Annotated in this window: 19 protein-coding genes; 5 read left to right on the forward strand and 14 right to left on the reverse strand. The window is 65.8% G+C overall.

Annotated elements, in window-relative coordinates:
* Positions 1 to 31: 31 nt before the first annotated feature.
* Positions 32 to 1624, reverse strand: a complete 1593-nt coding sequence (locus tag ACAW63_RS05440) for an inorganic phosphate transporter (RefSeq protein ID WP_371234581.1) — start codon at positions 1622 to 1624, stop codon at positions 32 to 34.
* Between the two features lie 375 nt (positions 1625 to 1999).
* On the opposite strand from ACAW63_RS05440, the gene ACAW63_RS05445 reads away from it, so the two are divergent.
* Together ACAW63_RS05445 and ACAW63_RS05450 are read left to right on the forward strand one after the other, a co-directional pair.
* Complete coding sequence (locus tag ACAW63_RS05445) at positions 2000 to 3079, forward strand: hypothetical protein (protein ID WP_371232210.1); 1080 nt, start codon at positions 2000 to 2002, stop codon at positions 3077 to 3079.
* A gap of 86 nt (positions 3080 to 3165) precedes the next feature.
* Positions 3166 to 3810, forward strand: a complete 645-nt coding sequence (locus ACAW63_RS05450) for an HAD family hydrolase (RefSeq protein ID WP_371232211.1) — start codon at positions 3166 to 3168, stop codon at positions 3808 to 3810.
* Between the two features lie 305 nt (positions 3811 to 4115).
* Here ACAW63_RS05450 and argE read toward each other — a convergent pair whose 3' ends face one another.
* The 5 genes from argE to ACAW63_RS05475 all read right to left on the reverse strand — a co-directional run bounded on the left by argE (position 4116) and on the right by ACAW63_RS05475 (position 9297).
* On the reverse strand, positions 4116 to 5267 hold the full coding sequence (argE, locus tag ACAW63_RS05455; RefSeq protein WP_370600424.1) for an acetylornithine deacetylase: 1152 nt from the start codon (positions 5265 to 5267) through the stop codon (positions 4116 to 4118).
* A 200-nt stretch (positions 5268 to 5467) separates the two neighbouring features.
* Entirely contained in the window at positions 5468 to 6142 is a 675-nt protein-coding gene (locus ACAW63_RS05460; protein WP_371232213.1) for a DUF1028 domain-containing protein, read from the reverse strand.
* 87 nt (positions 6143 to 6229) lie between these two features.
* Positions 6230 to 6640: a RidA family protein gene (locus ACAW63_RS05465; protein ID WP_207884764.1), complete on the reverse strand. Its 411-nt coding sequence runs from the start codon at positions 6638 to 6640 to the stop codon at positions 6230 to 6232.
* A 3-nt stretch (positions 6641 to 6643) separates the two neighbouring features.
* The gene (locus ACAW63_RS05470) at positions 6644 to 7972 is read right to left on the reverse strand and encodes a flavin-containing monooxygenase (RefSeq protein WP_371232215.1); all 1329 of its coding nucleotides are present in this window, start codon (positions 7970 to 7972) and stop codon (positions 6644 to 6646) included.
* A 404-nt stretch (positions 7973 to 8376) separates the two neighbouring features.
* Positions 8377 to 9297, reverse strand: coding sequence for a LysR family transcriptional regulator (locus tag ACAW63_RS05475; RefSeq protein ID WP_371232217.1), 921 nt, complete (start codon positions 9295 to 9297; stop codon positions 8377 to 8379).
* A gap of 137 nt (positions 9298 to 9434) precedes the next feature.
* Here ACAW63_RS05475 and ACAW63_RS05480 point away from each other — a divergent pair, with 137 nt between their 5' ends.
* The 3 genes from ACAW63_RS05480 (at position 9435) to ACAW63_RS05490 (ending at position 12763) form a co-directional block, all read left to right on the forward strand.
* Complete coding sequence (locus ACAW63_RS05480; RefSeq protein WP_371232219.1) at positions 9435 to 10781, forward strand: aspartate aminotransferase family protein; 1347 nt, start codon at positions 9435 to 9437, stop codon at positions 10779 to 10781.
* Positions 10782 to 11090, forward strand: a complete 309-nt coding sequence (locus ACAW63_RS05485) for a cupin domain-containing protein (RefSeq protein ID WP_371232221.1) — start codon at positions 10782 to 10784, stop codon at positions 11088 to 11090.
* Positions 11091 to 11266: 176 nt separating this feature from the next.
* Positions 11267 to 12763 (forward strand): CoA-acylating methylmalonate-semialdehyde dehydrogenase, encoded by a 1497-nt coding sequence (locus tag ACAW63_RS05490; RefSeq protein WP_371232223.1) that lies wholly within the window; start codon positions 11267 to 11269, stop codon positions 12761 to 12763.
* Between the two features lie 217 nt (positions 12764 to 12980).
* On the opposite strand, the gene ACAW63_RS05495 is transcribed toward ACAW63_RS05490, so the two are convergent.
* The 8 genes from ACAW63_RS05495 to siaA all read right to left on the reverse strand — a co-directional run bounded on the left by ACAW63_RS05495 (position 12981) and on the right by siaA (position 20241).
* Positions 12981 to 13268 (reverse strand): BRO family protein, encoded by a 288-nt coding sequence (locus ACAW63_RS05495; RefSeq protein ID WP_331315308.1) that lies wholly within the window; start codon positions 13266 to 13268, stop codon positions 12981 to 12983.
* 1266 nt (positions 13269 to 14534) lie between these two features.
* The gene (locus ACAW63_RS05500; RefSeq protein WP_371232226.1) at positions 14535 to 14960 is read right to left on the reverse strand and encodes a GNAT family N-acetyltransferase; all 426 of its coding nucleotides are present in this window, start codon (positions 14958 to 14960) and stop codon (positions 14535 to 14537) included.
* Between the two features lie 233 nt (positions 14961 to 15193).
* Entirely contained in the window at positions 15194 to 15508 is a 315-nt protein-coding gene (locus tag ACAW63_RS05505) for a DUF2845 domain-containing protein (protein ID WP_275609571.1), read from the reverse strand.
* A 94-nt stretch (positions 15509 to 15602) separates the two neighbouring features.
* On the reverse strand, positions 15603 to 16409 hold the full coding sequence (locus tag ACAW63_RS05510; protein ID WP_371232228.1) for an NYN domain-containing protein: 807 nt from the start codon (positions 16407 to 16409) through the stop codon (positions 15603 to 15605).
* Positions 16410 to 16498: 89 nt separating this feature from the next.
* Positions 16499 to 17287 carry a biofilm regulation diguanylate cyclase SiaD gene (siaD, locus tag ACAW63_RS05515; RefSeq protein ID WP_371232230.1) on the reverse strand — a complete coding sequence of 263 codons (789 nt, stop codon included), beginning with the start codon at positions 17285 to 17287 and terminating at the stop codon, positions 16499 to 16501.
* A gap of 5 nt (positions 17288 to 17292) precedes the next feature.
* Entirely contained in the window at positions 17293 to 17673 is a 381-nt protein-coding gene (gene siaC / locus ACAW63_RS05520; RefSeq protein ID WP_371232232.1) for a biofilm regulation phosphoprotein SiaC, read from the reverse strand.
* 26 nt (positions 17674 to 17699) lie between these two features.
* Positions 17700 to 18242 (reverse strand): biofilm regulation protein kinase SiaB, encoded by a 543-nt coding sequence (gene siaB, locus ACAW63_RS05525; protein ID WP_371232234.1) that lies wholly within the window; start codon positions 18240 to 18242, stop codon positions 17700 to 17702.
* A gap of 10 nt (positions 18243 to 18252) precedes the next feature.
* Positions 18253 to 20241: a biofilm regulation protein phosphatase SiaA gene (gene siaA / locus ACAW63_RS05530; protein WP_371232236.1), complete on the reverse strand. Its 1989-nt coding sequence runs from the start codon at positions 20239 to 20241 to the stop codon at positions 18253 to 18255.
* Positions 20242 to 20422: the final 181 nt, after the last annotated feature.

Genomic DNA, 20422 nt, shown 5'->3' on the forward strand with positions numbered 1-20422 from the left:
CTCGTAGGAGCGGACTCTGTCCGCGAAACGATCAAAGCACCCGCGCGAACACCCAGTACAACCCCGCCGCGAGCCCGATGGCCGCCGGCAGGGTGAGCACCCAGGCCAGCAGCATGTTGCGGATGGTCGGCCATTGCAGGCCGCTGCCGTTGGCGGCCATGGTGCCCGCCACGCCGGAGGACAGCACGTGGGTGGTCGACACCGGCAGGCCGAAGCCGTCCGCCGCGCCGATGGTGAGCATCGCCACCAGTTGTGCGGCGGCGCCCTGGGCGTAGGTCATTGGCGTCTTGCCGATGCCTTCGCCGACGGTGGTGACGATGCGCCGCCAGCCCACCAGGGTGCCCAGGCCCAGCGCCAGGGCGACGGCCACCTTCACCCACAGGGGAATGAAGCGGATCGTCCGTTCGCCTTCGCTGCGCAGTGCCTGCAGGGTGCTCCAGGTTTCCAGGTCGACCTGCTGTTCGCTGTGGTCGAGCAGACGGATGGTCTCCAGGCTCAGGTACAGGTCGTTGCGCAGGGCCTGTACCTCCTCGCCGGGGACCTTCGCCATCTCGCCGTGCCGCTCCAGGCGCGCGGCGACATCGCCGATGACCGCGCCCAGCGCCGGTAGCAGGCCCGCATCGACGCGCGCGTCCTCCTGATAGGCCAGCAGCACCTGGCGCGGATCGCCACTGGCGGCGCCGCCGGCATGTTGCAGTTGTGCCTGGCTGGCCTGGGCCAGGCCCAGCAACTGGCGGGACTGTTCCGGGGAGTGGCCGCGATCCACGGCGAACGCCAGGGGAACGGTGGCAATCAGGATGAGCATGATCAGGCCGATGCCTTTCTGACCGTCGTTCGAGCCATGGGCGAAGGAAACCCCGGTGCAGGTGACGATCAGCAATCCGCGAATCCACCAGGGCGGCGGCGTGCGCCCTTCGGGCGAGCGGAACAGCGCGCGATTGCGGATGCCCGCGCTCATCACCCGCAGCAGGACGAAGGCGCTGAAGAAGCCGACCACCGGCGACAGCAGCAGGGCATAGCCCACCGTCAGCAACTGCGACCAGGCACTGCCGGACAGGCCCAGGTGTCCGGCCATCGCGCCGTGGGCCAGGCCGATGCCGACGATGGAGCCGATCAGCGTGTGCGACGAGGACACCGGCAGTCCCAGCCACCAGGTGCCGAGGTTCCACAGGATCGAGGCGATCAGCAGGGCGAAGATCATCGCCAGGCCCGCGTTGCTGTCCACCTTCAGCAACAGGTCCAGCGGCAGCAGCGAGACGATGGCGAAGGCCACCGCGCCGCTGGAGAAGAGCACGCCGAGAAAATTCCACAGTCCCGACCAGGCCACCGCGAAACGCGGCGGCAGCGCGTTGGTGTAGATCACCGTGGCCACGGCGTTGGCCGTGTCGTGGAAGCCGTTGATGAATTCGAAGCCCAGCGCCACCAGCAGGGCGACGACCAGGACCAGCGTCGGCCAGCCCGCTTGCAGCGGTGTGCCGCTGGCGCGAATGTCCTGGCCGAGACTGGTGAAGGTGAACACCAGGGCCCCGGCCAGCAGCAGGAAGAACGTCAGGCGCCCCTTTAGGCCATGGGTTTCGCGCAGTACGGGGCTGATCGGGAACTGGGTCAGGCGCGAGGCGCGCATCACTTCCAGCAGGCCATAGCGGTCAAGCACGGTAGTGGCGCTCCCTCCGGGGAGTGAATGGGATGTCGGTCACGGCGGATTCCTTGCGGTGATGCGCTACAGACTAGCCGCCCTGCGGGCGACCGGCCTCAACGCAGGTCAATCGACAGCATCTTCCGGTTGCCAGCGGGCCGTTCGCCGGGAACCGCCGGACGGCCCGCTGGCGCCGATGCACGGCCCTATACTGAAGCCTGGACGACCGGGCGCTCTGTGTGCCCGGCCAGGGTCAGGAGCGGGCGGCAGGTCCTTCGGACGCCGTCGAGCCGGCGAGCGGCCATGAACAGTCTGTGTTTCTGCAGTGCCATCGGGGCGCCCTGGCGACGGTGCGGTGTCCTCATGTTGCTTCTGCTGGCGCTGGCCGGTTGTTCCCATCGCCCCCCCGAGCCTGTCGGTCCGGTCAGCGAGGCCACCTGGCGGCAGGTGGACGCCGACATCGGCGCCGCCTCCCTCAATGCCACGTCCCAGGCCCGCGCCTACGCCGAAGGTGCCATGGAGCACTGGATGGACCTGGTCTACCAGCGCACCGACAGCAAGTTCATCCCCTGGTTTTCCAGCTACTGGACGCAGCAATGGCTGAGCATGAAGGTCGCCTGGTACAAGATGGGCTCCCAGGGCGATCTTGATCCCACGGTGGATCGGTTGGCGGCCTACCTGCAGGAGGAATACCACCAGCAGGTGCTGGTGCCGGTAGCGAAGGAACTCGATCCCGATTCCATCATGGAAACCGCCGCCCGGCGTTACATCGGCGAGCTGGTGGAGGCCCTCGGTGCGATTCCCCAGCGCCGCGGCGTGCCGCAGAAGGCCTTCGACGAGCACCTGAGGGGCATTCCGGCGATTTCCCTCGGTCCGCCGTCGAGCCGCGACGCTTCGCTGTATGACGTGGTGCGCGCCAAGGACGTCGGCGAACTGCCGGCCTTCGCCGCGCTGATGCAGGCGATTCGCAAGGCGGCGGGCAAGGCGGGCGCCGGCACCAAGGTCAGCGGGGTTTCGCCGGTGGCCCAGCGAACCAGTGCCAAGCTGGTCAACGAGCTGCGCAATCGCAGCATCGCCGGGGTAGTCGCCAGCGCGGCCGGCAAGGTCGCCGGTTCGATCATCTCGGTGGCTTTCACCCTGTTCAGCCTGAGCAGCAACGACCACGACCGGCCCGAGGTGGAAAGCCAGTTGCGCAAGGAGATCAACGAAGCCTTCGACGAACAGTGGCTGGCGCTGATGCATGACCCGCAGGGCGGCGTGATGGCGGGTGTCGACTACCTCGGCGGACGGGTCCGGCAAAGCCTGACGGGGCAGCTGGCGCAACCGGTGGAGGATGGGGAGGGGACTGAAGACGTTCAGTCCTTTGGCGCCACGCCGCCTCCGCCCATCGACGCCAGCGGCGGGATTCGTGTGCTGCGCCAGGGACAGGGATCCGCACCCTGAGCGCGACATTCGGCGCCTGACGCTTCGCGCAGGCGACCATGCGCAGTATCCTTGCCGCCCGACTTTCGCGGCCGGACGCTGATCCCATGCATTACCAGAACATCCTCTTCGACCTCGACGGCACCCTCACCGACCCGCGTGAAGGCATCACCCGCTCGATCCAGTACGCCCTCGCCCAGCTCGGCATCGACGAACCCGACCTGCGCCAGCTCGAACACTTCATCGGCCCACCGCTGCTGCAGTGCTTCATGAGCACCTACGACTTCGACGAGGCGCGCGCCTGGGAGGCGGTGAACCACTACCGCGTGCGCTTCAAGGACACCGGGCTGTACGAGAACAAGGTGTTCGACGGCGTGGGCGAACTGCTCGAACTGCTCGGCGGCCAGGGCCGCACGCTGTACATCTGCACCAGCAAGCCGACGGTGTTCGCCGCCGAGATCGCCCGGCACTTCGACTTCGCCCGCCACTTCAAGGTGATCTACGGCAGCGAGCTGGACGGCACGCGCACCAACAAGGTCGAGCTGATCGAGCACCTGCTGGGCCTCGAAGGGCTGGACCCGCAGCAGACGCTGATGATCGGCGACCGCAAGCACGACCTGATCGGCGCCCATCGCAACGGCCTGTCTGCCGCAGGCGTTGGATACGGCTTCGGCAGCCGTGAAGAGCTGCTGGCGGAAAGCCCGGCGCATTACTTCGCGAGCATGGACGAGTTGCGCGCGGCGTTTGCCTGACGGCGTTGCGCCTCACCTGTAGGAGCAGATCTTATCCGCGATGGCCGTGGCACGGCGTCGGGATTTCGCGGGCAAGGTCCGCTTGTACGAGATGCATCTGCGCTCGGTTTGGCCCTCACCCTAACCCTCTCCCAGGGGGAGAGGGGACCGTTTGGTGCAGGATGAAACCTTCGCGTCAGCCGGCTCGGACTGCCCCCTCTCCCTGAGGGAGAGGGATGGGGTGAGGGGTAGGCATCGGCACGGACTACCCGGAAGAAGACAGTTGCTCCTACGCGATGCACACCTCGCGCGCGGCTTTGCTCACATCAGCCGCGCAGCCACTCTGCCAGGCGCGCCATCATCGCGTCGCACTTCGCCAGCTGCTCCAGGCTGACGAACTCGTCCGGCTTGTGCCCCTGGTCCATGCTGCCGGGGCCGCAGACCACGGTGGGAATGCCGACCTGGTCAAACAGCCCGCCCTCGGTGCCATAGGCCACGGTGGAGAACTCGCGGGAGCCGCTGAGCAGGGCGATCAGGTCGGCCGCCTCGGTCTGCGGGTCGGTGGCCAGTGCCGGGTAGGCGGACAGCGGGGTGAAGCGGATGTCCGCCTCGGCCTTCACTGCGCGCATCTTCGGCAGCAGTTCGGTCTCGGCAAACGCGCGCAGGTCATCGGCGACCTGTTGCGGGTCGTCACTGGGCAGCGCGCGCACTTCGAAATCGAATTGGCATTCGGCGGGCACGATGTTCAGCGCGCGGCCGCCATTGATAACGCCGGTCTGCACGGTGGAGTAGGGCGGATCGAAGCGCGGGTCGTGGCGCGCAGGCTCCGCCAGGCGGGTGCCGATCTCGCCGAGGCGGCCGATCAGCCTGGCCGCGTACTCGATGGCGTTCACGCCCTGCGGTGCATAGGCCGAGTGGCAGGCCGCGCCATGGACGTTGCAGCGCATCGCCAGCTTGCCCTTGTGCCCCAGCACCGGCTTGAGTTCGGTGGGCTCGCCAATGATGCAGACCATCGGCTTGTGTTTGCGCTGCTCCAATGCGGCGATCAGCGAGCGCACGCCCAGGCAGCCGACTTCTTCGTCATAGGAGAAGGCCAGGTGCACCGGCAGGCGCAACGGCTGGGCGAGGAAGGCCGGAACCGCCGCCAGCACGCAGGCGATGTAGCCCTTCATGTCCGCCGTGCCACGGCCGTAGAGGCGACCGTCGCGCTCGGTCAGCTCGAACGGCGGGACCGTCCAGTTCTGCCCGTCCACCGGCACCACGTCGGTATGCCCGGACAGGCATACGCCGCCGCGATCCCGCGGGCCGAGGGTGGCGTAGAGGTTGGCCTTGCCGCCTTCGGCGTCGTAGAACAGCTCGCTCTCGACGCCTAGACCTGCGAGGTAGTCGCGGATGTATTCGATCAGCGCCAGGTTGGGATTGCGGCTGACGGTGTCGAAGGCGATCAGCTTGGCGAGGATTTCACGGCTGGTAGACATGGTCGGGTCCTGCTTCAGAGCGTTCTTTGGCGATGCAGTACTTCAATGCACGCGCGGCTACCCTCTCCCCCGCCCTCTCCCTGAAGGGAGAGGGAGCTGTCCTTACCGGCTGACAGCTCTGTTTCATCCTGCGCCGATCTGTCCCCTCTCCCTTCAGGGAGAGGGTTAGGGAGAGGGGCTCTCGCAGGCGAGGTACGGCGTTACTCGTCGCCCGGTACGCCGTAGCTCGGCGCCTTGGTCGGGTCGAGGGCGCGGGTGAGATAGTCCTGCAGCTGCGGCTTGTAGGCGATCCAGAGCTTCTCCAGCTCATCGATCGGCGCCTCGTCGGCCCAGTCTACGCGCAGGTCGACGATCGGCCAGACCAGATCGCCCACCACCTTCATCGCCGCCGAATGCACGGGGCCGGCTTCGCCACCGGCGGCCATCGCCGCCTGCATGGCCGCCAGCAGGCGTTCGGCCAGGCAGCCGTCGGCCTGCTCGAATGCCTTGGTCATGGCTTCCATGATCGACGTGGAGGACAGCAGGTTGCCCGCCGCCACGCAGTTCTCGCCGGCCACCGCGTGGTTCACGCCCAGCGCTTCGCTGCCGGTGAACAGCGCGACCTTGCCGTGCTGGTCGATCACGGTCACCTGGCGGTACTGGCTGTAGCCGTTGCTCGACAGCGCCTTGTCCAGCGCCGCGCCCGGCTCCAGGCCGGTCTCCAGCAGGTCGAGGATCTGCGGGCCGAGGGCCGGCAGGGTGACGTTCTGTGTGGCCACCGCGCCAACGCCGGCGCGAACCCAGGGGCAACGAGCGCCCACGGCAATGCTCGAGGAGCTGATGGCGATACCCAGCTGGCCGGTTTCGGCGCAGCGTCCAACGATGGAAAAGGTCATGGGAGCTCCTTAATCAATCTTGCGTCGTAAACGACAAAACGGCGAGGCAGGGGGATCCCCGCGTCGCCGCTTCGCCTCAGCCGTCCATCAGTCCGGGATCACCGCGATGACGTCGATCTCCATCAGCCACTGCGGCTGGCCGAGGGCCGACACCACCAGGCCGGTGGAGATCGGGAACACGCCCTTCAGCCACTTGCCGACTTCCTGGTACACCGGCTCGCGGTAGCGCGGGTCGATGATGTAGGTGGTGGTCTTGACGATGTGCGACAGGTCGCTGCCGGCTTCTTCGAGCAGCTGCTTGACGTTCTTCATCGCCTGCTCGGCCTGGGCGCGCGGGTCGCCCAGCCCTACCAGGTTGCCCTCGAAGTCGGTGCCGACCTGGCCGCGTACGTACACGGTGTTGCCGGCGCGTACGGCCTGGCAGAGGTCGTTGTCCAGGGTCTGGTTCGGATAGGTGTCCTTGGTGTTGAACATGCGGATGCGAGTATGGGTAGGCATCTCTTACTCCCAGGAAGCGGCTTTTTGAACGGAGGCTTCGCGCTGCGAAGCGTCCTGGTATTCGACATATTTACGCTGGGTGGCGATGTGGCCGGCCACGTGCTTGGCGTCGTGCCAGACACCCCAGATGAACGAGGAACCCCGGCGCGACAGCCACGGCAGGCCGACGAAGTACACGCCCGGCTCGCGGGATACGCCACGCTGGTGCTTGGGCTTGCCCTTCTCGTCGAAGGCATCGACCTGCAGCCAGTCGAAGTCCACGGCGTAGCCGGTGGCCCAGATGATCGAGGTGATGCCGGCGGCGGCCAGGTCCAGTTCCAGGATCGGGTTGCGCACGCACTCGGCGTCCGGGTAGACCCTGCGGGCCTCCGGCTCTTCCGGCAGGTCCAGGCCGTTGCGCTCGATGTAGGCATCGGCGGCGTCCAGCAGGCCCAGGTAGTTCTCGTCGCCCGCCTTGAGGTTCTTCAGCAGGTCGTCCTGGAAGGTCACCTTGCCACCTTCGAAGGCCTTGGTCAGGCCGACCAGGGTGATGCCCTCGTTGGCCAGGCGGCGGAAATCGATGGTCTCGCCGCCACGGGCGCCGCTCACGGCGATGGTCACGTGCTCGCGGCCCGGCTGCACTTCCTCGGCGTCCCACAGGCCGAGCACGCCCAGCCACCAGACGAAGTCGCGGTTGCGGTAGGAGCGCGGCGGACGGTCATGGGCGCCCACGGAGAGGAAGACCTTCTTGCCGGCGCGGTTCAGCTCGTCGGCGATCTGCACGCCGGAGGAGCCGGCGCCCACCACCAGCACGGCGCCTTCGGGCAGCTGCTGCGGGTTGTAGTACTGGGCCGAGTGGATCTGCTGCAGGCTCTCGGTCTTCGGCGCAATGGCAGGGATCACCGGGCGCTGGAACGGGCCGGTGGCGGAAACGATGCGCAGGGCCTGGAGGGTGCCTTCGGAGGTTTCCACGGTGAAGCCGGGACGGCCGTTGTTGCGGGTCACCTTCTTCACTTCCACGCCGGTGTGGATCGGCGCGTTGAACTGCTTGGCGTAGGCGACGAAGTAGTCCGCTACCTGCTCCTTGGCCGGGAACTCGTCCGGGCCGACGGAGAATTCCATGTTCGGGAAGCGGTCGTGCCAGGCCGGGCCGTTGGCGACCAGGGAGTCCCAGCGGCCGGTGCGCCAGGCTTCGGCGATGCGGCTCTTCTCGAGCACGATGTGCGGTACGCCCAGGCTGGTCAGGTGCTCGCTCATGGCCACGCCGGCCTGACCGGCGCCAACGACCAGCGTATCGATTTCCAGGTTATCGAGCGACTTCTTGGCGAAGGCGTTCGGATTCAGCTCGGTCATGGCTTGCTTCCTCTGACTCTGATCTCGTTGTTCTGCTTGTTGCGGCTAGTAGCGAGGTGCTTGGGCGCATTCTGTTCAGAGGCTGGCAATAGCGAAATTATGTTTTTTGTAGTCGCTGGCTAGGGAAAAGCTGTCGGGCCGCAAGCCACGCGGCATGAGGGCCGAAAGGGCGGGGGTATAGGATTTTTGGTGGCTGGGATGACAAATTGGATAGGCAGGATGTGGGCAGGGCGCTGTAGGCGGTTTTTCCGGGCTTTGGGCCAGCCGCGTAGGGCGTACAACCGTTCGCGGTTGTACGCCGATACACCTCGCCCTATCGCAGCTCCGTGGCTGATCTCGGAATGCCCTGAAGCCAAGGCCAATCGGCGTATAACGCGGAGCGCTATACGCCCTACGGGTACGGATCAGCGACTCTCCGCCACCGCCTCCAGGAACCGCTCCAGCACCAGGTTCGGCCGGCGGCCCTTGCGGGTCACCACGGTCAGCGGGATGTCGTAGTGGAAGCGCTCCGGCCGCAGCGCCCGCATGCGGCCCTGGGCGACCCAGTCGGCGGCGTAGTGGTCGGGCAGGTAGCCGATATAGCTGCCGGTGAGGATCAGGAAGGCCATGCCCTCGCGGTCGGAGGCATTGGCGCCGCCGCGCAGTTCCTGATGCCGCTCCTGCGCCTCGGCGGGGATGCGATAGCTCGGCGCCACGGCATCGCAGGCGTGTACCTCCTCCACCGTGATGCTCGCGTCGTCGCGCTCGAACAGCGGGTGTTCGCGGCTGCAGTACAGCAACGAGCGTTCTTCATAGAGAGAGGAGTACTCCAGCCCCGACAGCGGACTGATCAGCGGCACCACGCCCACGTGCAGGCGTCCGTCGAGCACGCCCAGCTCGATCTCGTTGGGCGTGGTCATGCCGATATTGATCCGCACCCCCGGCCCGCTGGCCTTCAGGGTGCGCAAGGCGTGGGTGATGCGCATCTGCGGCAGGGTCACCAGGTTGTTGATGATGCCGATGTTCAGCGCGCCGCGCAGGTGCTGGTGCAGCTCGTTCACTTCTGCGCGGAAGCCCTCCAGCGCCGCCAGCAGCGACTGGGTGGCGCGGTACACCTCGCGGCCCTCGTCGGTCATGGCGAAGCCGGCGCGGCCGCGCTGGCACAGGCGCATGCCCAGACGTTTCTCCAGGTCGCCCATGTGCAGGCTGATGGCCGAGCGGCTGATGCCCAGCGTGCTTTCCGCGGCCGAGAAGCTGCCGCACTCGACTATGGTTTTGAAGATCCGCAGCAGGCGGATCTCGAAGTCGCTGACCTGGCCCAGGGAGGGGGCGCGGGATTTTGCCATTTTAGTTTTACCGATTCGAAACTGAACGTGAGAAGAATAGGCTTTAACTCACGTTTAGTCAGGCCCAATCTAGTCCTAATACACCAGGCCCGACGCGGCCTGCGCGCCCAACAAGACTGTCGTCGAGGACAAGCTCCATGAACCAGCACGTGAACGTCACCCCGTCGGTGGCCAGCGAACTGAACCTGAAGGCCCACTGGATGCCCTTCAGCGCCAACCGCAACTTCCACAAGGACCCGCGCATCATCGTCGGCGCAGAAGGCAGCTACCTGGTCGACGACAAGGGCCGCAAGATCTACGACAGCCTCTCCGGCCTGTGGACCTGCGGCGCCGGCCACTCGCGCAAGGAAATCGCCGACGCGGTGTCCAGGCAGCTGACCACCCTCGACTACTCCCCGGGCTTCCAGTACGGCCACCCGCTGTCCTTCAAGCTGGCCGAGAAGATCGCCCAGATGACCCCCGGCAACCTGAACCACGTGTTCTTCACCGGCTCGGGTTCCGAGTGCGCCGACACCTCCATCAAGATGGCCCGTGCCTACTGGCGCATCAAAGGCCAGTCGCAGAAGACCAAGCTGATCGGTCGCGCCCGTGGCTACCACGGCGTGAACGTCGCCGGCACCTCCCTGGGCGGCATCGGCGGCAACCGCAAGATGTTCGGCCAGCTGATGGACGTCGACCACCTGCCGCACACCCTGCAGCCGGGCATGGCCTTCACTCCGGGCATGGCCGAGACCGGCGGCGTCGAGCTGGCCAACGAGCTGCTCAAGCTGATCGAACTGCATGACGCGTCCAACATCGCCGCCGTCATCGTCGAGCCGATGTCCGGTTCCGCCGGCGTACTGGTACCGCCGAAGGGCTACCTGCAGCGCCTGCGCGAAATCTGCGACCAGCACAACATCCTGCTGATCTTCGACGAAGTGATCACCGCCTTCGGCCGCATGGGCAAGGCCACCGGCGCCGAATACTTCGGCGTGACTCCGGACATCATGAACGTCGCCAAGCAGGTCACCAACGGCGCCATCCCCATGGGCGCGGTGATCGCCAGCAGCGAAATCTACGACACCTTCATGGGCCAGAACCTGCCGGAATACGCGGTGGAATTCGGCCATGGCTACACCTACTCCGCGCACCCGGTCGCCTGCGCCGCCGGCATCGCCGCGCTGGACCTGCTGGAGAAGGAAAACCTGATCCAGCAGTCCCTGGAGCTGGCGCCGTACTTCGAGAAGGCCATCCACGGCCTGAAGGGCGCGAAGAACGTCATCGACATCCGCAACTGTGGCCTGGCCGGCGCGATCCAGATCGCCGGCCGCGACGGCGACGCCATCGTGCGTCCGTTCGAAGCCAGCATGAAGCTGTGGAAAGAAGGCTTCTACGTGCGCTTCGGCGGCGACACCCTGCAGTTCGGCCCGACCTTCAACGCCAAGCGCGAAGACCTGGACCGCCTGTTCAGCGCCGTCGGCGATGCCCTCAACGGGGTGGCTTAAGTGAGCGAGCGTCCCAAGGCCGTCCCCACGGTACAGATCGACAACGACAAGGTCCTGGTCACCGAGTGGCGTTTCGCCCCTGGCGCCGAGACCGGCTGGCACCGCCACGGCATGGAGTACGTCGTGGTCCCGGTGACGGGCGGCGAGCTGCTGCTGGAAACCCCCGAGGGCGAGCGGCGCGCGCCGCTGGTCCTGGGCCAGAGCTACACCCGCCAGATCGGTACCGAGCACAACGTGATCAACCCCTGCGATCACGAAGTGGCCTTCATCGAGATCGAGCTCAAGGACGGGCAGCCGCACGACCACTGAGCGCGCGGGCACGCGAGAAGGCTTGGCCGGGAAACTCCTTTTAAAGTGCAGTGCCCGGCGAGCCACGCGGCTCCGCCCACACATCGAACAAGCCCCCTCTCCCTTCAGGGAGAGGGCTGGGGAGAGGGGCTCTTGAAGCCCTTCACCCGAACCACTCAAGCGAGAAGAGACAACCCATGAGCACCGTCAAGCACCTGATCGGCGGCGAACTGATCGCCGACACCGGCCGCAGCGCCGACGTCTTCAACCCGTCCACCGGCGAAGCCGTGCGCAAGGTCCCCCTGGCCAGCCGCGCCACCGTGCAGAAGGCCATCGACGCCGCCAAGGCCGCCTTCCCGGCTTGGCGCAACACCCCGCCGGCCAAGCGTGCCCAGGTCCTGTACCGCTTCAAGCAACTGCTCGAAGCCAACGAGCAGCGCATCAGCCAGCTGATCAGCGAAGAACACGGCAAGACCCTCGAAGACGCCGCCGGCGAACTCAAGCGCGGTATCGAGAACGTCGAATACGCCTGCGCCGCCCCGGAAATCCTCAAGGGCGAATACACCCGCAACGTCGGCCCGAACATCGACGCCTGGAGTGACTTCCAGCCCATCGGCGTGGTCGCCGGCATCACCCCGTTCAACTTCCCGGCCATGGTTCCGCTGTGGATGTACCCGCTGGCCATCGCCTGCGGCAACACCTTCGTGCTGAAGCCGTCCGAGCGTGACCCGAGCTCCACCCTGCTGATCGCCGAACTCTTCGAAGAAGCCGGCCTGCCCAAGGGCGTGCTGAACGTCGTGCACGGCGACAAGGAAGCCGTGGACGCGCTGATCGAGGCCCCGGAAGTCAAGGCACTGAGCTTCGTCGGCTCGACCCCGATCGCCGAATACATCTATTCCGAAGGCACCAAGCGCGGCAAGCGCGTGCAGGCCCTGGGCGGCGCCAAGAACCACGCCGTACTGATGCCCGACTGCGACCTGGACAACGCCGTCAGCGCCCTGATGGGCGCGGCCTACGGCTCCTGCGGCGAGCGTTGCATGGCCATCTCCGTGGCGGTCTGCGTGGGCGACCAGATCGCCGACGCGCTGGTCGACAAGATCGTCCCGCAGATCAAGGGCCTGAAGATCGGCGCCGGCACCTCCTGCGGCCTCGACATGGGCCCGCTGGTCACTGGCGTGGCGCAGGCCAAGGTCACCGGCTACATCGACAGCGGCGTCGAGCAGGGCGCCAAGCTGCTGGTCGACGGCCGTGGCTACAAGGTTGCCGGCCACGAGAACGGCTTCTTCGTCGGCGGCACCCTGTTCGACCAGGTGACCCCCGAGATGACCATCTACAAGGAAGAAATCTTCGGCCCGGTCCTGTGCATCGTCCGCGTGAACAGCCTCGAAGACGCCATGAAGCTGATCAACGACCACGAATACGGCAACGGCACCTGCATCTTCACCCGCGACGGCGAAGCGGCCCGCCTGTTCTGTGACGAGATCGAAGTCGGCATGGTCGGCGTCAACGTACCGCTGCCGGTACCGGTGGCCTACCACAGCTTCGGCGGCTGGAAGCGTTCGCTGTTCGGCGACCTCCACGCCTACGGCCCGGACGGCGTGCGCTTCTACACCAAGCGCAAGGCCATCACCCAGCGCTGGCCGCAGCGCAAGTCGCACGAAGCGGCGCAGTTCGCCTTCCCCAGCAATGGTTGATGGTGGATAGGTAAGCGAGAAGGGCCGGTCGGAAGACCGGCCCTTTTTCATTCGGGCTAGTCGGACCAGATGAGTCTCAGCACGTCCTCCCAGCGCATCCAGATTCCGCCCTGCCAGTTCAGCATCCATCGCTTCGTATTCCACGCGAGCATCACGCGTCGGGGTGCTTCGGTTTCCGGTGCGCGTTCGTCGCGCAGGGTTGGGATGACGTCCTGGGTCAGCCAGCGGTCGAGGGCTTCGAGTTCGGGTGGCCGAAGCGGAGCAGGGCCTTGTATACGGCGGCTTCGCTGAGCATCACGGTTTGCTCTTCCGTGCCGGTGCTGTACGCGAGTTGGACGGTGCGGACTTCGTGATCGTAGAAGCGGTGGTGGATGCTGTGAGGGAAGCGGTAGGCGAGCAGGCGGGCGATGTCCGAGGCGACGAACCAGGCCTGGTTGTCGATCATGACGCCGCGCAGGAAGCGTTTGTGGCGGGTGAAGAAGGTTGGGGTGTATGCGTCGTGCATGGATGGAGCTCCTATCAATTGAATGAGCTGCCACCTGCGTCGCCAAACGAAGGGAGGCAGACCGCGCGGGGTTGGCGAACCGGTTGATAGGACCCGGCAGACACGAGGGTCTCCCCGCGCGATCTGCCATTAGCGTTGCAGAAAATTCTGCAGTTGTGCGAATGCCTGCAAAAACTTACGCCGTTTTCGCACGCACCTTGTGGCGCAATCGCGCCTATCAACAACCAGGTCGCCAAACCCGGGTCACGGAATGTAACGGCGGGAGGATAGAAATGGAGCGGATTTCCCAGCAAGCCGGCCGATTCCGGGAGGACTGTAGGAGCGGACGTTGTCCGCGATGCTTTTCGTCTCTGGTTTGGGTGTTTCTGCGCCGCTTCTGTGTGCGCGGGGACTTTTTGTTTCGCCCCCTCGGGCGACCCACTTTGGCAAACGACCCAAAGTGGGCAAAGGTCTTGCCCCATCATCCGGCCCCGGCTTCGCCGGGGTCCCCTCGCTCCATCGAAGTTTCAGGGGCCCGCCGCGAAGGGCCATCCCTGGCCCATCGCGGCTCTCGCGGCATCCATGCCGCTCAACCCCTGAAACTCCGATTCCACTCGGCCTCCTGAAGGGGCGCTCCGGTGCGTGCGGAGATTTCCCTGGAAGTCTTTAAAGCCAGAGCCAGAGCCAGAGCCAGAGCTATGCGGTGCGTATGCCTTCGTAGGAGCGGACCTTGTCCGCGAAGGCTCATCCCTGCACCCACGTTGCCGGATGAATACCCGTAGGGCGAATAACGCGCAGCGTTATCCGCCGTGATGGGTTTCGCTTCGCTCTACGCCATCCTACGAAGATCAGTCCTGCATGAAGCAGCCAGAGTCATAGGCGCGCGCAGAGTCCCGTCAGGAGGCCGAGTGGAGGTATTGCGCAGAGGGGCGAGCGGCATGGATGCCGCGAGAGGACTAGGCGTCCCCGCTAAGAGAGCCAGGGATGGCCCTTCTACGCCGACCCTCGGAGCGATACCGGAAGGAGGGGAGTCCGGCGAAGCCGGACCCGGATGTCGGGACGAGCCCTTTTGGTTCCTTTTGTGAGGGCGGCTATCCGACGTTTGAGAAAAGTGACTCGCCCGAGGGGGCGAAACAAAATCTCTCAGCACACGCCGAAGCGGCGCAGAAACACCGACCAGGACGGCGGATAACGCTTTAGGCGTTATGCGCCCTACAAGTGCATCGCGGACGGAGTCCGCTCCTACGGGAGTTCATCGCGCCGCGTAGAAGCGAGCCCCATCGGCGATCAGCCGAAATGCTTCTTCAGGTAAATCCGCTGATGCCCCGGCGGGCAATCTTCCAGCACGCCCATGCGCTCGAAGCCCTGCTTCTCATAGAAGCCCGGCGCCTGGAAGCTGTAGGTGTAGAGGAACACCCCTACGCAGCCACGGCGGCGGGCTTCCGCTTCGGCGTGGGCGATGAGCTGGGCGCCGAGGCCGTTGCCGCGCTGGTCGCCCGGCAGCCAGAGGTAGTCGATGTAGAGCCAGCCCATGCCCGATTGGCCGAACATGCCGCCGACCACTTCGCCCTGCTCGTCGCGGGCGTAGAGCTCGAAGTCGTCGTAGGTGTTGCTGCGGCCCATCTGCTCGAAGTTGTAGGCGAGCAGGCCCTGGACGACTACCTCGCGCGCGCGAGGGTCGACGCCGAGGGTGAAGTTGAAGGTGGTTTGCATGGTGCCCTCCGGATTGGCGAAGGCGACCAGTCTAGGGAGATGCCGCCCCGATGGGTAGATGCCTTTGGTAAGGGTGCGGCGCACAAAGACTGGGCCCCGGGAGAGGCGGCACCTGCGCCATTCGTGTCGGGGCAGCCGTCACCCGGGCCCTCTCTTGGAGGGAGAGGGCGCGTTCCGTGCCGGCTGAGGGAGCTACCCAGCACATACCGCCCTCGTTCGGGGGAGGAGGCCTCTCAAATTTCCTCCTTGCGTGAAGTCCGTATCAGCTCGAGCGTGGTGTCACGGAAGCGCAGGTAGCGATAGGCACCGTTGGCGGGGCCGTACATCCAGGTTTCCAGTTGCGGGCTGCCGGGGATGATCTCGCCGTCCTGCCCGCGTCGGGGCGGAGTCGGCGGGACGATGGCGCGCTTGTCCGGCTGCCCGCACTTGGCGAGCACCTCGTCCATCGGGTCGCCTTCGTTGATCAGGCTGGTACCGCAACGCAGGGTACCGGCGTGGGCAATGCTGGTGGCGAGTAGCATGAGCATTGAAATCAAGAGGGGGCGCATGTGGGCTTCCCTGGCCGTCATCTGGAGGTACTCTAGCCGCTCACTACGCACCGGGTGTTGAGCTGTGGCAGATGTCCGGATTCGTCGCGCCGCCTCAGTGCGCGGTGCTGACGTTGCGCACGTAGAAGTCTTTGCTCCCACCGTTGGCACCGCCCCTGGCCTGAAGCTCGAAGCGCTTCGGGTGTCCCTTGATCAGGTCGCTGAGCTTCTTGAAGCCGTACAGGCGTGAGTCGAATGCAGGGCGCAGTTTGCTGATGTTCTGACCAAGCGCGCCCAAATGTACCCAGTCGTCATCGTCGTCGGCGATGTCATCAAGCACCTTGGCGATGAATTCGAGCGGAACCTTCTGAGGTTTCGGTTTGGCGGCTGGCTTGGGCGCATCTTCGACATTAGGGGCGGCCGATCTATCGCTGGCCGCGGGCGGCTCGGCCAGCGTCTCCGGCGTGGCGCGCAGGATCTCCGTATAGACGAACTTGTCGCAGGCAGAGACGAAGGGCTTGGGTGTCTTTTCCTCGCCGAAGCCGTAGACGGTCAGCCCTTCCTCGCGCAGCCGCGCGGCCAGGCGGGTGAAGTCGCTGTCGCTGGAGACCAGGCAGAAGCCATCGAAACGACGGGTGTACAGCAGGTCCATGGCGTCGATGATCAGCGCGCTGTCGGTGGCGTTCTTGCCACTGGTATAGGCGAACTGCTGCATCGGCTGGATGGAGTGGTCCAGCAGCACCTGCTTCCACTTGCCCAGTTGTGGCTTGGTCCAGTCACCGTAGATGCGCTTTACGCTGGCGACGCCGTACTTGGCGATCTCTTCGAACAGCCCTTCGACGATGGCGGCGGGGGCGTTGTCGGCGTCAATCAGGACGGCGAGGTGCTTCTGCTGGCGGGGAACGGGGGTCTTGATAGCCATGTTGCATCCTTTCCTGGCGGTCCATGGACCTTAATCGGGGCTGGCGACAGATGCCAGAAGAGTGAAGCACACCGGTGCGCTGCTTCAGCTCACCCCTGCGCGAACTCGCACTTGTCCCGCCCGCTGCGCTTGGCATCCAGCAGCGCGGCGTCGGCGCGGCTGACGGTCTGCGAGTAGCTTTCGCCGGGCTGGTGTTCGGCCACGCCGAAGCTGGCGGTGACGGAGAGGGCTTCGGTGCCGACACGTACGACGAGGCAGCGAATGTCGTTGCGCACGCGCTCGATGATGGCGGCGGCATCGGTCAGGCGGGTTTCCGGGAGGAGGATGAGGAATTCCTCGCCGCCCCAGCGCCCGCAGAGGTCGTACTGGCGCAGCGCGGCCTGCATGGCGCGGCCGATTTCCACCAGCACGCGGTCGCCGATGTCGTGGCCCCAGGTGTCGTTGACCTGCTTGAAGCGGTCCACGTCGAGCATGGCCAGCACGTAGGTTTCGCGGTTGCGCTGGGCCCGTTCGCTTTCCTCGCGCAGGCGCTCCATCAGCAGGCGGCGGTTGGCGATGCCGGTGAGCGGGTCGTGGGTGGAGGCTTCGCGCAGGGCGATGTTCAGGTCGCGCATCATGTTCTGGTAGCGGTCGGAGATGCGCGCGACCTTTTCCAGCTGGCGCAATTGCTTGTGGTAGCGCTCGGACAGGGTGCTGTTCTGCGCCCGGGCCATGGACTGGAAGCCGTCGGAAATCTTCGCGATGCGCTCCAGGCGCGCGAGCTGGTCGAGCGATTGCTGGTGTTTCAGGTACAGGGCCTCGCGCAGGGGGTGCCCTTCGTACTGAGGATCGGCCAGCAATTCGTCGATCAGCAGGTCCAGCTCGCGCTCGCTTGTCATGGCTCTTACTCGTCGTAGGCTTGGATGACGAACGGGAAGGTACAGTCTTCGCGGAATTCCTCGGCCAGCTCGGCGACGCGCTCGTTGCGGCGGTCGTAGTGCCAGGTGACGGTGGCGGTGCGGCCGTCGCGGTGGGCTTCTTCGAGCAGGTCGAAGATATCCATCATGGCCTTGATGGAGCTGGTGTTGAGGTACAGCAGGCGCAGGTCGAGGGCGAGCGGGCGCCGGGCTTCGGCGAGGAAGCGCTCGACCCATTCGATCACCTGGCCGAACAGTTCATAGGAGTTTTCCGGGTAGGAGTCGCCCTGCATGGTGAGGGTGCCGGCCTGCCAGTCGCCGTGGATCGAGGGGGTGGACTGGGTTCCTGAGATGTTGAGCTCGGTCATGGCTGGGTGTTCCTGAATTCGCAGGTTCAGATCACGGCGCGCAGGCTGAAGAAGGCGCGGCCATCGGGTTGTTCGGTAAGGGAGGTCTTGAGCGGCGCGCTGGATTTGCGGGCGATGTCCAAGAGGCCAAGGCCCGCGCCGGAGGTGGCTTCGGCATCGCGCGGGCGGCGCAGTTGTTCCTTGTAGGCGGCCTTGAGCTGGACCTTGTCCAGACCGGCGATGGCCTCGATGCTGCGCACCAGGCTGCGGCCGTCCTCGAGCTCCACCAGGTTGCCGGCGGAGACCACGTAGTGGCCCTCGTCGTTACGGGCGATGGCGACGGTGGCCGAGGCTTCCTGCTCGCCGTAGCCGCGCACGGCGGCGTAATGGCGGATGTTCTGGGTCATCTCGATGTACACCGCGAACACGTCCATGGCTTCGCTGGGATGCGCCTGTTCGGCTTGCAGGTAGTTGCGCAGGGCGTGACCGATTTCCTCGATCAGGCTGCGCGAGATGGGGCCGTTGAAGCAGAGCAGGATGCGTTGCCGGGTGAAGCTCTCGCGCATGGCCAACAGATCTAGCGATTCCATGGATTAACCCCTAGTCGAATCGGAAGGAGAGGATGGTGATGTCGTCGCGCTGCGGTCGCTCGCCCTGGTACCGGGCCAGGGTCGCGGCGAACACGTCCGCCTGCTCGGCCAGCGGTCGGCGCGCGTGGCTGCGCAGCATGTCGGCGAAGCGGCTGTTGCCGAAGCCGAAGCCATGCTCGCCGCCGGCCTGGTCGAGGAAGCCGTCGGTGCACAGGTAGTAGGTCCAGCCCGCTTCCATGGGGATCTCGACGTCCTGGTAGTCGCCCTGGCGCTTGTCGCCGATGGCGCGGCGTGCGCCCTTGTATTCGCGCACGTCGGTGCCGTCGCTGGCGAACAGGGAGATCTTCGCGCCGGCGAAGTGCAGCAGGCGGCGGCCGTGGTCGACGCGCACCAGCCCGGCGTCCATGTTGGTGGCCAGGGAACGGGTGACCTGTTCCTCGCTGAGCATGCCGCGCATGACGTGGTCGGTCTCGCGCAGGATGGCGGCCGGGTCGTGGCTCTTCACGCTGTCCACCGCGTGGTCGATGGCGGCCAGGGCGAGCATGGTCATCAGCGCGCCGGGGACGCCGTGGCCGGCGCAGTCGACCACACCGATCAGGCTGTCGATGGGCCCTTCGCGGTAGATGTAGAAGTCGCCGCCGACCACGTCGCGCGGCTTCCACAGGACGAAGTGGTGCTCGCCCAGGGACTTCTGCAGCTGGCGGTCGGGAAGGATGGCGCGCTGGATCAGGCTGGCGTAGTCGATGGAGTCGCCGATCTTCTTCTGCGCGGCGGCCATCTCGCGGTTGGCCGCTTCCAGCGCCTGGGTGCGCTGCTGCACCTTGTCTTCCAGTTCCTCGGTGTGCCGGCGTACCTGGTCGGCCATGCTGGCGAAGGCCGACGACAGCTCGCCGATCTCGTCCGGGCGGGTGCGCGGCAGCGGGCTGTCGTACTGGCCGGCGGCAATCGCCTTGGCCGACTGCTTGAGGCCGCGCAGCGGGCGCAGCACCAGCAGGTCGACGGTGTAGGCGAAGCCCAGCAGGAGGATCGCCAGCAGCCCGGCGAGGGTGCCCACCAGCGGCCACATCCAGCGGCTGTCGAGCACCTGGGCGGCGTGCAGGTCGATGACGCTGAGCACGTGCCAGCGCAGCTGCGGGATGTAGGCCATGGCCAGCAGCTGGTTCTTGCCGTCCACCGTCGCCCACATCATCTCGACTTCGCCGGGGTTGGTCTCGGCCTGGCGCAGGGTCTGGCGCAGGGCGTCGCGCTCGCGGTCGTTGCCCAGCAGGTCGAACACGCGATGCTGCGCCTTGGCGCCGGCGCCGGAGGAGTAGGCGATCATGTTCGTGTCCGGGTGGGCCTGGATGGCGCCGTCGGGGGCGACGATCATCGGCGTCACCCCGGCCTCGCGGCGCGAGATGAACTGGTCGAGGAACTCGGTGAGGTCCAGGCCGCCACCGGCCAGGCCGACCTTCTCGTTGCCGGAGCGGACCACCATGTTGAACCAGACCTTGGTGACCTTGAGCTTCTCGTTGTAGTCGACGTTGATGTTGTACGGCTCGTCGCGCGCCAGGGTCTCGAAGTACCAGGCGTCCTTCGGGTCGTCCGGGCTCAGGGTGTAGCGCGGCGAGTTGGACAGCGGCGAATTGGAGTCGTTGAAGTAGTAGTGGTGCGAGGCGTTCACCACCACGAAGTAGGAGTAGTTGTGCTGGTCGGCGCGGAAGCCCTCGGCTTCGCGGAAGAACAGCGAGCGGCGTGCCGGATTGTTCTCGGCGAGCATCCAGTCCTGGGTCACCACGGACTCGGCCAGTCGCCGCGACAGCGCAAGCTCGCGAATCACCGGAGCGATGATCTTCTGCTGGTTGAGCAGGGTGAAGTTTCTCGCAAAGGCGAGGCCGAAATGCGTGCGGATGTCCTCCATGGCCTTCCAGCCCAGCAACACCGCCGGTACCAACGCCAGAAGACAGGCGATGAGCAGTGCCACCACCGATTTACCGCGCAACCCCCATCTTGCCGCCATGGCTCTCTCAGTTCCCCTCGTCGCCCGCCGTCTGCCGGTCTTTTGGCGAAAGCTCAATTGTGCAGTTTGTATACCGGCACAATCAAACCAAATTAATGGCGCAACGCCATGATTTTGGCGCCATGCTATCGACTGAGAGTCTAGTCACTGTCTGAAAGATCGTTCTGATGGCGTTCTAGTT

It is taken from the genome of Pseudomonas sp. QE6, from assembly GCF_041379005.1.
In the GTDB taxonomy this organism is placed as follows: Bacteria; Pseudomonadota; Gammaproteobacteria; order Pseudomonadales; family Pseudomonadaceae; genus Pseudomonas.